The following is an 11,503-nucleotide window of genomic DNA, read 5'->3' on the forward strand; positions in this document are numbered from 1 at the left end:
TCAGAAAGTTGCTGAATATGTAACCTAAGCTGCGATTAATAACTCTTTTGCGTTGGCAAGCGTCGATTCGGTAATCTGGCTGCCACCAAGCAGTCGAGCAAGCTCTGAAACGCGTTGTTGCTCATCAAGCGTGTGCATTTGAGTCTCGGTTTTACCTGATTTCGTGTTCTTCGCTACAAACAGTTGTTGGTGACCGCAACCGGCAACTTGAGGTAAGTGAGTCACGCACATAACTTGTGTCGATTCGCCCAGCTTACGTAGCATTTTTCCGACAACCGCAGCGGTTGGTCCACTGATACCTACATCGACTTCATCGAAAATCAGGCTTGGTGTGTCCACTTTTTGCGCTGTGATCACCTGAATCGCTAATGAAATTCGTGATAACTCACCACCAGAGGCCACTTTCGCAATTGGCTGCATCGGTTGGCCTGGGTTGGTCGAAACAATGAAGGTCACGTTATCCATACCCAGTGGAGAAGGGTGTGTGTTGGTGTTGTTCACTTCAATGGCAAACTGCGCTTTTTCCATGCTCAGTTCGTGCATGCTTTGCGTGATCAGCTTGTTGAGCTCTTTTGCGTAACGAGTTCGAGATTTATGAAGCTTCTCTGATTTAGCAACGAACGATTGGTATTGGTTTTCTACCTCGTTTGCCAATTCTTCCAATTTTTCATCAGAGCAATCAAGCGCTTCAACTTGTTGTAGTAAGTCTTGATGGTGCTTATACAGCTCTTCAGGTAACACGTGGTGTTTACGAGACATCGACATCACTTTAGAGAAACGCTCCTCAACGTAAGCCATACGGCCGGGATCAACATCAATGCTGTCTAGGTATGTTCTTAACTCGTTGTTGGTTTCTTCAATCTGAATAATGGCTTCGGAAAGCAAGTTTGGTAATTCGGCTAATCTTTCATCTAGCTCAGCTAGTTGAATTAAGGAGTTATTGGCCGATTGCAGAATACCAAGCGCATTAACTTCTTCGCCTTCATAAATAAGCTCGATAGCTTGCTGACAGGTTGTGGCCAGTTCTCCGCTATTGGAGAGGCGCTTATGCTCTTGTTCGAGGTCTTCATATTCTTCCTCCCCAATAGACAGCTCATTTAACTCTTTGATTTGGTATTCAAGAAGTTGTTTTTGAGCTTGGTTTTGCTGGCTATTTTCACGTAACTCTTTTAAGTGGTTATCCGCTTGTCGCCACGCTTGGTAAGCATTACGTGTTGATTTCAATAGATTCAAGTGGCCTGCGTATTGATCAAGCATGGCCATTTGGTAGTCGCTTTTCATCAACTGGTGATGCGCGTGTTGACCATGGATGTTGATCAGCAGTTGTCCAAGTGATTTCAATTGCGAAAGAGGGACAGGGCTACCGTTGATGAATGCACGAGAACGACCTTCTTTTGAGATGGTTCTGCGCAGGATGCACTCACTGCCATCAAGCAATTCGTTGTCTTCTAACCAGCGGGTAGCATGCAGATTGTTCTCAAGTAAAAAAGCGGCACTGACTTCGGTTTTTTCTTCACCTTGTCGAACCATTCCTGCATCGGATCTTCCTCCAAGGCATAAGCCTAAAGCATCGATAGCGATAGATTTACCCGCACCAGTTTCCCCGGTGATTGTTGTCATGCCTTTAGAGAGTTCTAGCTGTAAAGACTTAACAATAGCGAAATTATTAACACTTAAATGAGCCAGCATTTTTATTTACCTGTATAACTGAACAATACTGTATATAAGCTCAGTATATACTGTTTCTTTACACAGTAAAGTCGACAGGTGAAAATTTTTTGCGACAGCTCTCAGAATTGAGCTTGTCTGTAGATCACTGAAACCGCTATAGATTCCCAACTCAGTCGTTCCTCCCTCTTGGGAATGACGATGTGGTGAATTGGCGTAAAGATAGAGGCGGTGGGCTTTGAATCGGCAATAAAAAAGGCAGACGAATGTCGTCAGCCTTTTAAAATCGTTCGCTTTTTACTTAGAACAGCTTGCTCGACCAGCCTAACTTGTTACGCAGAACGTGGTAGTAGTTGTAGTCTTTAGGGTGGATCAGTTTGAGCACATTTGGGCTTTGGTAAATGTGGATCTCATCGCCAGGAGAAACAGGCAGAGAGATTTGACCATCGCAGCTCACTTCCTGAGTTCCGCGGTTATCAGGCGATACGATCAGCTTAATACGACGCTTGCCATCTACTACAAGTGGGCGGCTTGAAAGGGTGTGCGGGAACATTGGCACGAGTGAAATAGCATTTAGGCTTGATGACAGGATAGGGCCGCCGCCAGAAAGCGAGTAGGCGGTAGAACCTGTCGGTGTTGAGACGATTAAGCCATCAGAGCGCTGTGAGAAGGCGAAGCTGTCATCGATGTACACTTCGAACTCGATCATGTGAGCAACTTGTCCGGGGTGCAGTACAGCCTCATTAAGTGCTGCATTGTGGCTTTTTATCTGGCCGTGACGATGAATTTCCGTTTCAAGTAAGAAGCGCTCTTCTTCCATGAACTCGCCTTTGAGTACATCAGTCAGTGCACTCTGGAAGTTTTCAGGGTTGAGATCGGTTAGGAAACCAAGGTTGCCTCGGTTAACACCAATTACTGAAATGTCGAAACGTGACAGGATTCTAGCGGCACCGAGCATATTTCCGTCACCGCCGACCACAATGGCGAGATCGGCGCGTTTACCTAACTCAATCAGGCTAGAAAAATGTTCTTTTGGGATGTCGTCTAAAATAGTGGCGAGTCTGTCATCAACAAACACTTGATAACCCTCAGCACTTAACCACTGATAGAGCTCTCTATGAGTCTGAATTGCTTGCTGATCTCGAGGTTTACCGATAATGGCGATGACTTCAAATGGCTTTTTCATAACGTTTCCAAACGAATTAGGCTTGAATCAAAATTCTTCATCCCCATAATAAAGGCAAGTTGAACGTCTATGCGAGTGTTTTATATCAATTTGGGGCGCAAACACGCCTGTCACTTGCATTGAAAACGAATTCTGGAGATATCATGAGCAACGAAGAAAACAAAGTAACCGAAGCAGAGCTAGATCAGATCATCGCTGAAGCTGAGAAAGTTGAAGAAGCTGAACTGAATGAAGATGCTGCTGATGAGCAGGAAGCAAAAATCGCTCAACTGGAAGCTGCACTGCTTTCTAGCGAATCTAAAGTGAAAGAGCAGCAAGATTCTGTTCTTCGCGCGAAAGCTGAAGTTGAAAACATGCGTCGCCGTAGCGAACAAGAAATTGATAAAGCGCGTAAATTCGCTTTGAACAAGTTTGCTGAAGGTCTGCTTCCTGTAATCGACAACCTAGAGCGTGCAATGCAAGCGGCAGACGCTGAAAACGAAGTGGTTAAGCCACTGTATGAAGGTGTTGAGCTAACGCACAAAACGTTCGTAGACACAGTTGCTAAGTTTGGTCTTAAAGAGATCAACCCTGAAGGTGAAGCATTCAACCCTGAATACCACCAAGCAATGTCTATTCAAGAAAGCCCAGACCACGAATCAAACACTGTGATGTTTGTTATGCAGAAAGGCTACGAGCTTAACGGCCGTGTTATTCGCCCTGCAATGGTAATGGTTGCTAAGTAATTGAGTGGCCGTTTGCTAAGCAGTTGATAATGGCAATTGTGAAGTAACAAAATAGCGGCGACAAAATAATTCACTGGTTAACGTGAAATGGAAAGAGAGGCATATGCCTCTCTTTTTTTATGCCTATAACTTGAGAGTCCACGTAAATAGTCACCAATATGGCATTAAGAATGTCGTTCTTTTTATTTTATCCAGAACAATGATTTAGAGTTTTATATTATGAAACTGGTTGTAATTGAAGAAATGTTTCGATGTCACACTTGTAATGTTTTTGTAAATAAATGCTTTTAATTGTTATCTTTGTATGTAAAATCCACTGCAATATAGCGATTCTGGTCGCATATATAACTATAAAAGTACAAATTTTAAACACAACAAACTGGAGAAGAACGATGGATAAATCGCTCTCAAGTAAAATTTTTGTAGGCTTGTTCGCCGGTCTACTTATTGGTACTGCTATTCAGTACCTATTCAGCGGTATTGCTATTTTTGATACGTATCTACTTGGCGCTGCCGAAGGTGCTGGTGGTATGTTCGTATCACTTATCAAATTGCTTGTAGTTCCTCTTGTATACGTATCTATTGTTTGCGGTATTGTTGAGCTAAAAGATATTCGTTCATTTGGTCGTCTTGGTGGTAAAACCTTTGGTCTTTACATTATTAACACCATCATCGCGATTTCAGCAGCGCTAACGATTGGTCTTATTTTCCAACCAGGTGCAGGTGCGAATCTGGCGGGTACGGTTTCTGAGACAATTGCGCTTACAACAACTGAAACACCAGACATCTTCTCTCTTGTTGTTAACATCGTTCCTAGCAACCCTGTAGAAGCGTTCGCAAGCGGCGACATGCTACAAATCATCTTCATGGCAATTTTGACTGGTCTTGCTATTCAAGCGCTTGATTCTCGTGGTGGCCCAGCTATCAAGACATTCAAGATGGCTAACGAAATCATGATGAAGCTTATCGGCCTAGTAATGAGCTTGGCGCCATACGGTGTATTTGCTCTGATGATTCAACTGGGCGCAACACTGGATGCAGACACGCTAATGTCAGTTGCTGGCTATGTGGCGCTTGTGGTTGCAATGCTAGTGTTCTGGATTTTCTTCTTCTACCCAATGATGGTTGGTTCATTCACTGGTATTTCTCCAAAGCAGTTCCTACGTGCAACTCGTGAGCAAGTTCTATTCTCACTATCTACAGCAAGTTCGAATGCAACAATCCCAGTAACAATGCGTACTCTAACTGACAAACTAAACGTATCTAAGTCAGTAGCAGGTTTCGGTGTACCACTAGGTGCAACAATGAACATGTCTGGTGTATCTATCTACATCGCACTAGCAACTATGTTCGTAGCAAACGCATTTGGTCAGCCAATCAACACTGCTGATATCTTCACTCTTGGTCTAACTATCCTGCTACTGTCTATCGGTGCTGGTGGTGTTCCTGGTGGCGGTGTTGTGATGGTCGGTGTTCTATTACACCAACTAGGTTTACCACCCGAAGGTCTAGCGATTGTTGCTGCTGTTGACCGTATCTGTGACATGTTCTGTACTTCTTCAAACGTAGTCGGTGATACAGCGGTTAACACTATCGTTGCTAAATCTGAAAACGAAATTGGCGTTGAAGCTAACGAAGAAACTGAGCTGCAAAAAGCAGAAGCTTAATTCCTAATTAAGACTCGATAATTAGAAGCCCCGCTCAACTAGAGCGGGGCTTTTTTGTCTCTGCTGATCAGTGCTTTGGGCTATCTGCTGCTGGGTTAAAAGAGGGGGCTGTGTTGGTGCGAAGTCTCATTTTTTCTTTTTACTCGCGCTGAATGGGTCATCAGTTTTCAATATTTAATATAGATCACATATAATAATACAATATCATTTTATTGTTCTGGCAACCTACATTATGACGACATAAAGGAAACCAAATAATGAAGTTGTCTTACCTTAGCCTACTGACTGCTAGCCTCTTAGCGGCTCCCGCTCTTGCTTCTAATCACGATATTGGTCAACAGTTCAATCTTGATCCAGCAAAAGCACCAGCACAAAACTTCGATTTATCTAAATGGAAAATTAACCTACCGGAGCTAACTACAGAAGGCTCTAGAAAAGGCAAAACGTTGGAGATCGGTAAGCAAGAGTTGTCGAATGTAGACACACCTTACGTTCATCCTAAATGGTTCTACACTGATGCAGAATCTGGCGCGATGGTATTTGTTGCTCCGAATACAGCACCAACGACACCAAACAGTAAAAACACGCGCAGTGAACTAAGAGCGATGCTGGCAGACAGCTACTCGGCGCCGAGCAACAACTTCGCGATTTCAAGCCATGAGAATGCAGAAGAGTTCGGTTCTATCGGTGGTCAAATGACGGCAACACTTTCTGTTGATCAGGTGAGTACCAGCGGTAGCTATAAAAAAACAGGCGCATTCTCGGTAGTGATTGGCCAAATTCATGGTTCAGACAATGAGCCTCTGAAAATTGTTTACCGTAAACTGCCGGAGCATGAGCATGGTTCGTTAACGTGGAACTATGAATTAAACCCGCCGACAGAGATGAAAAATGCGAAGGATGAAAACGGAAAGAAACTTCGTAAAGACATTCGCCATGATGTGTTTGGTCAATACAATCTGAAAAAAGGCAGTTCTGATCCTGCTGATGGTATTAAGTTAGGTGAAGTGTTCTCATACGATGTGAACATCAAAGACAACATCATGCACTTAACATTTACTAAGAATCCAAACTCAGCCGTTCCAATTGTGAAGACGTATGATGTTGATTTAGCTAAGGGTAAATATCAGGGGCATGATATCGATCTTGGTTATGGACAAGACTGGATGTACTTCAAGGCGGGCGCATACAATCAATGCAACACCAAGAAGTCGAGCTCTGCCTGTGAATGGCGTGGTATGGAAGCGGGTGATTACACTCAAGCGAGCTTCTACCAGTTAGTGCTTAATCAATAATATGGCTGAATCAGTAATCATTTGAATAATATTTAACTGATTAATATCTATTTGAAAAAGACCTTCTACATGAAGGTCTTTTTTTATGGCATCTGGAATAGGGTTGAGGTTTCAATGTGGGGATAAATGCGAGACTTTCTCAACATCGGAGCCTTAATTGGCAAGGGATCGGTCACTTTTTACTTTTATGTAAAAAGATACGGGAAAAAATAGATTTTTTTTACTTATTCCCTTGAAAACCAGTTTGCAGCCCTTATCTATGGTGCATACGAAAGCAAATTACATTTGCACTTAAATTTTGTGTATTAGGGTTGAATCCCTGATTACCGCCCCCCACATATGTGGGTATAGCAAAAACTAATATAGATTATATTTCGGAGATAGCCTGATGGGTCGAATCATTGGTATTGATTTAGGTACTACTAACTCTTGTGTTGCTGTTTTAGACGGCGACAAACCACGCGTACTAGAAAATGCTGAAGGCGAACGCACAACAGCATCGGTAATCGCATACACTGACGGCGAGACGCTAGTTGGTCAACCTGCGAAACGTCAAGCAGTTACTAACCCTCAAAACACGCTATACGCAATTAAGCGTCTAATCGGTCGTCGTTTTGAAGATGAAGAAGTTCAACGCGATATCGAAATCATGCCTTTTAACATTGTTAAAGCTGATAACGGTGATGCATGGGTTGAAGCGCAAGGCCAAAAAATGGCTGCTCCTCAAGTATCTGCTGAAGTTCTTAAGAAAATGAAGAAAACAGCTGAAGACTTCCTAGGCGAAGAAGTAACTGGCGCAGTTGTTACTGTTCCTGCTTACTTCAACGATGCTCAACGTCAAGCAACGAAAGATGCTGGCCGTATCGCTGGTCTAGATGTTAAACGTATCATCAACGAACCAACTGCTGCTGCTCTAGCTTACGGCCTAGACAAGCAAGGTGGTGATCGCACTATCGCTGTATACGACCTTGGTGGTGGTACATTCGATATCTCTATCATCGAAATCGATGAAGTAGAAGGCGAGAAGACTTTCGAAGTTCTTTCAACTAACGGTGACACTCACCTTGGTGGTGAAGATTTCGATAACCGCATGATCAACTACCTAGTAGATGAGTTCAAGAAAGAGCAAGGTATCGACCTTAAAGCTGATCCACTAGCAATGCAGCGTGTTAAAGAAGCAGCAGAAAAAGCGAAAATCGAGCTTTCTTCTACTACTCAAACTGACGTAAACCTACCTTACGTTACTGCTGATGCGACTGGTCCTAAGCACATGAACATCAAAGTGACTCGTGCGAAGCTTGAGTCTCTAGTTGAAGACCTAGTTCAACGTTCTCTTGAGCCACTAAAAGTTGCTCTAGCAGATGCTGACCTATCTGTAGGCGAAATCACTGACGTTATCCTAGTTGGTGGTCAAACTCGTATGCCTATGGTTCAAGCTAAAGTAACTGAATTCTTCGGTAAAGAGCCACGTAAAGACGTGAACCCTGACGAAGCTGTTGCAATGGGTGCTGCTGTTCAAGGTGGTGTACTAGCTGGTGACGTTAAAGACGTTCTACTACTAGACGTTACTCCTCTATCTTTCGGTATCGAAACGATGGGCGGCGTGATGACTAAGCTTATCGAGAAAAACACAACTATCCCTACTAAAGCGGATCAAGTGTTCTCTACAGCTGAAGACAACCAAAACGCAGTAACTATCCACGTTCTTCAAGGTGAGCGTAAGCAAGCGACTTACAACAAGTCTCTTGGTCAGTTCAACCTAGAAGGTATCCAACCAGCACCACGTGGCATGCCACAAATCGAAGTAACATTCGACCTAGATGCTGATGGTATCCTGAACGTATCTGCTAAAGATAAAGCAACAGGTAAAGAGCAGAAGATCACTATCCAAGCATCAGGCGGTCTGTCTGAGGAAGAGATCGAAGCAATGGTACAAGAAGCAGAAGCTAACAAAGAAGCGGACAAAAAGTTCGAAGAGCTAGTAACTGCACGTAACCAAGCTGACCAAATGATTCACGGCACTAAGAAGCAAGTAGAAGAAGCTGGTGAAGCTCTACCTGCAGACGAGAAAGCTAAAATCGAAGCAGCTATCGAAGCGCTAGAATCAGTTAAGTCTGGTGACGACAAAGAAGCTATCGACGCTAAAGTTCAAGAACTTATGCAAGCAGCTCAAAAGCTAATGGAAATCGCTCAACAGAAAGCTCAAGCTGAACAAGCTGGTGCTGACGCTGGTGAACAGCCTAAGCAAGATGACGACGTTGTTGATGCTGAGTTTGAAGAAGTTAAAGAAGACAAAAAATAATTTCGTCGCAGAGTAGCCTGATTTCGTTATCGGAAGTGCCCACCTACTAACGTAGGCTCCGAGCTTCCACTTAGGACTCAAGCTATCTGCTTAGAAATTTGTCTCAAAGACTTATTATTGCGGGCGTCAGAGGTAACTCTCACGCCCGTAAATTTGTATTTAGACTTGTCGATCTAGATAATAGCTTTATTCGGCATTTCAGCCGGCAGAACTTTTATCTAGATTGATACACAGACTACTGAAGTGATCATTCGGTAGTAGCAATTATTTTGGTGACCTAGAACATGTCAAAACGTGATTTTTACGAAGTATTAGGCGTAAGCCGCGATGCATCAGAGCGCGATATTAAAAAAGCGTACAAACGCTTAGCGATGAAATTCCACCCGGACCGTAACCAGGGTGATGAGACCGCAGCAGATAAGTTTAAAGAAGTAAAAGTAGCGTACGAGATCCTAACCGATTCTCAAAAGAAAGCAGCTTACGATCAATACGGTCATGCAGCCTTTGAACAAGGTGGCATGGGCGGCGGCGGTGGTTTCGGCGGCGGTGGCCAAGGTGACTTCGGCGATATCTTCGGTGACGTATTTGGCGACATCTTCGGCGGCGGTCGTCGTGGTGGCGGTCAACAGCGTGCACAACGTGGTTCAGATCTACGTTACAACATGGAACTTTCTCTAGAAGAAGCGGTTCGTGGTGTTTCTAAAGAAATCGAAGTACCAACACTTGTAGAGTGTGATACTTGTGACGGCAGCGGCGCGAAAGCGGGTTCTTCTGCACAAACGTGTGGCACTTGTCATGGCCACGGCCAAGTACAAATGCGCCAAGGTTTCTTTGCGGTTCAACAGACTTGTCCTACTTGTAACGGTAAAGGCAAGATCATCAAAGACCCATGTAACTCATGTCATGGTCAAGGTCGCAAACAGAAGACGAAAACACTTAACGTTAAGATCCCTGCTGGTGTTGATACTGGCGATCGTATTCGTCTATCAGGCGAAGGCGAAGCGGGAGAGCAAGGCGCTCCGGCTGGCGACCTGTACGTACAAGTACACGTAAAAGAGCACAACATCTTTGAGCGTGACGGCAATAACCTTTACTGTGAAGTTCCAGTAAGCTTCTCTATGGCTGCTTTAGGCGGTGAAGTTGAAGTTCCAACACTGGATGGTCGTGTAAACCTTAAAGTGCCAGAAGAAACACAAACGGGCCGTATGTTCCGTATGCGTGGCAAAGGCGTGAAAGGCGTTCGTGGCGGAGGTGTGGGTGACCTAATCGTTAAGCTAGTGGTTGAGACTCCAGTTAAGCTAAGCTCTCGTCAGAAAGAACTACTGCGTGAATTCGAAGAAACATGTTGTGGCGAAGCGGCAAGCAAGCACAAGCCAAAGTCTGAAGGTTTCTTTAGCGGCGTTAAAAACTTCTTCGATGACCTAACTAAGTAATTAGGTTGTTGATACTTTAAGTTGTTGATGGAATTAAAAAACCTGCTCATGTAGCAGGTTTTTTTGTATCTCAAATCTGGTTCTTTCTCTTTCTCTTCACCTGAAACCCTCATCACACTACATCCAGCAGGCTTCTGGGTATTCGACATTAGCGCTGTCGAGAGTGAGCACTTTCTGGTTTTGTCCATCGAAGCAGTTGTCTTTATCTTGACCTACTCCCGACTGAGGTGTTGCTGTAATCGTATAGGCAGCAGAAGCCGAACTGGTGACACTGAAAACAAAACGGCTCGCTTCGGTATCGCAGATCAAACAATCGCTTCCCGAAACAATACCACTCCAGTCATAACCGCTGTCATAGGCTGCTTCTAGTTCTAATTGAATTCGAGCGATGTCAGCGAGTGCGCTAGTTCGATGTCCAGTCACTACGTGGTTGGTATAGCTCGGATAGGCGATAGCCCCCAAAATCCCAATGATGGCAACCACAATCAATAACTCGATCAATGTCATCCCTTTTACGCGCGTGTTGTTACTGTTGCATATATTTTTTCGAATCATCACGAGGACTTCCTTTTCACTTATCTGGCTATTTTTCCTTAGTGTTAGCATATGCGCAAGATTGAGTACGGTTGCTCAAGTTATTACATAGGAATTTGGGAAATGACTCGCGGGTTTACGCTATTAGAGCTGCTGATTACTGTCGTGGTGCTTTCAGTGCTACTGGCTGCGGCTGCCCCTAGTTTTAGTTCTTTGTTGGCTTCTTCTAAACTGCAGCGCTTAGCCCCTGAGGTTCATAGTTTTCTTATTACTGCCCGATCAGAAGCGGTCACTCGTAACCAAGAGCTTTATGTTTTGTTCTTGGTTTCAGGTGCCTTAGGTGGAACCGAAAGTTCTGATGGTGATTGGGATATGGTGTTGAGCAGTTCAACATCTTACGTTTCTGATAATGTACTTATGCATCTTGATGGTTCGGCATATAGAGGTATAAAAGTAGACTTTAATTTCTCCAATAGTACTTCAATTGCGATCGATAACGTCAGGGGACGTTTTCGAGACGGTAATGTTTCACTCGCCTCCACGAATGCGCTGTCGGATGTACTTTCAATCATCGCATCGAAAACGACAGGGCGGATCCGAATTTGCAGCAGTGACCCAAACAGTGATGGGCGCAATAGCATAGGTCATTATGGTTATGAGATCTGTGGTTAGGAGTGTTCAAGGTAGTACCTT

At 44.0% G+C, this 11,503-nt stretch carries 9 protein-coding genes; 6 read left to right on the forward strand and 3 right to left on the reverse strand.

The window, feature by feature from the left end; all coding sequences use genetic code 11:
- Positions 1–24: 24 nt before the first annotated feature.
- Both recN and nadK read right to left on the reverse strand, forming a co-directional pair.
- A complete protein-coding gene (recN, locus tag HRQ85_RS22350) occupies positions 25–1,689 on the reverse strand; it encodes a DNA repair protein RecN (protein ID WP_017059862.1) in 1,665 nt (554 codons plus the stop codon).
- 280 nt (positions 1,690–1,969) lie between these two features.
- Positions 1,970–2,854: an NAD(+) kinase gene (gene nadK / locus HRQ85_RS22355; protein WP_017066747.1), complete on the reverse strand. Its 885-nt coding sequence runs from the start codon at positions 2,852–2,854 to the stop codon at positions 1,970–1,972.
- A 143-nt stretch (positions 2,855–2,997) separates the two neighbouring features.
- Here nadK and grpE point away from each other — a divergent pair, with 143 nt between their 5' ends.
- The 5 genes from grpE to dnaJ all read left to right on the forward strand — a co-directional run bounded on the left by grpE (position 2,998) and on the right by dnaJ (position 10,276).
- Positions 2,998–3,579, forward strand: a complete 582-nt coding sequence (gene grpE / locus HRQ85_RS22360) for a nucleotide exchange factor GrpE (RefSeq protein WP_172380639.1) — start codon at positions 2,998–3,000, stop codon at positions 3,577–3,579.
- A 392-nt stretch (positions 3,580–3,971) separates the two neighbouring features.
- Positions 3,972–5,246 (forward strand): dicarboxylate/amino acid:cation symporter, encoded by a 1,275-nt coding sequence (locus HRQ85_RS22365; protein WP_048614334.1) that lies wholly within the window; start codon positions 3,972–3,974, stop codon positions 5,244–5,246.
- Between the two features lie 257 nt (positions 5,247–5,503).
- Positions 5,504–6,541, forward strand: coding sequence for a polysaccharide lyase family 7 protein (locus HRQ85_RS22370; protein ID WP_172380640.1), 1,038 nt, complete (start codon positions 5,504–5,506; stop codon positions 6,539–6,541).
- Positions 6,542–6,929: 388 nt separating this feature from the next.
- Positions 6,930–8,843, forward strand: a complete 1,914-nt coding sequence (dnaK, locus tag HRQ85_RS22375) for a molecular chaperone DnaK (RefSeq protein ID WP_065677859.1) — start codon at positions 6,930–6,932, stop codon at positions 8,841–8,843.
- Between the two features lie 284 nt (positions 8,844–9,127).
- Positions 9,128–10,276, forward strand: a complete 1,149-nt coding sequence (gene dnaJ, locus HRQ85_RS22380) for a molecular chaperone DnaJ (RefSeq protein ID WP_048608049.1) — start codon at positions 9,128–9,130, stop codon at positions 10,274–10,276.
- A 117-nt stretch (positions 10,277–10,393) separates the two neighbouring features.
- Here dnaJ and HRQ85_RS22385 read toward each other — a convergent pair whose 3' ends face one another.
- Positions 10,394–10,831: a type IV pilin protein gene (locus HRQ85_RS22385; RefSeq protein WP_172380669.1), complete on the reverse strand. Its 438-nt coding sequence runs from the start codon at positions 10,829–10,831 to the stop codon at positions 10,394–10,396.
- A 102-nt stretch (positions 10,832–10,933) separates the two neighbouring features.
- Between HRQ85_RS22385 and HRQ85_RS22390 the strand changes: the two genes are divergently transcribed.
- A complete protein-coding gene (locus HRQ85_RS22390) occupies positions 10,934–11,482 on the forward strand; it encodes a GspH/FimT family pseudopilin (RefSeq protein ID WP_172380641.1) in 549 nt (182 codons plus the stop codon).
- Positions 11,483–11,503 lie beyond the last annotated feature (21 nt).

It is taken from the genome of Vibrio sp. Vb339 (assembly GCF_902751245.1).
Classification (GTDB): Bacteria; Pseudomonadota; Gammaproteobacteria; order Enterobacterales; family Vibrionaceae; genus Vibrio; species Vibrio coralliirubri.